The 575-nt window shown below is 52.7% G+C and carries 1 protein-coding gene; it reads right to left on the minus strand.

Translation table 11 applies throughout. The annotated features are described in order from the left end of the window. Positions 1 to 575, minus strand: a 575-nt coding sequence (locus B3B27_RS06005) for a sialidase family protein (protein WP_286847101.1), incomplete at both ends; no start/stop codon positions are given.

Raw genomic sequence — 575 nt, forward strand, 5'->3', positions numbered from 1 at the left:
TCTTTCCAAGTCTCGCCCAGATCACTGGTAACAAACACCGATCGGCCGTTCACCTCCTCATTGCCCCTGTTGCGGTTATCCCGCATATTCAGCATCAGTGATCCGTCTTGGAGTTCAACCACGGCACACTCTGTCGTATTTTTGGTTGCCGGGTTACTTGTTTTCCATGTCTTTCCTCCATCTTTGCTCCAGGTAATGTTAGAGAATGAGGTGCCATTTTCATCCCTACCTTGTGATGGAAAAACCAACGTGCCGTCAGTCATGGTGATTCCCTGTCCGGGTGCCGGCGCAAAGAGCCACCACTCCTTCTTTTTTGCGGAGGTGATGTTGATTGGTTCGCTCCAGGTGAGGCCATCGTCGCTGCTTTTCGTAATCAGGAACTGGGAGGTTTCCTTCACACCAAAGCCGGGCTGAGAACCTTTCGCACGCCATTGGTGTAGCCACCGTGTGCTGTCGGCAGTCAAACCCTCAACCCATTTCCCTGTCTCCGCATCCAACAATCCGTGCATCCACAGGCCGGCTACATAAATGTCTCCTGTTCGATCATCCACCAGGATACAGGCATCGCTCACCCC

Source organism: Proteiniphilum sp. UBA5463, from assembly GCF_002427225.1.
Taxonomy (GTDB): domain Bacteria; phylum Bacteroidota; class Bacteroidia; order Bacteroidales; family Dysgonomonadaceae; genus Proteiniphilum; species Proteiniphilum propionicum.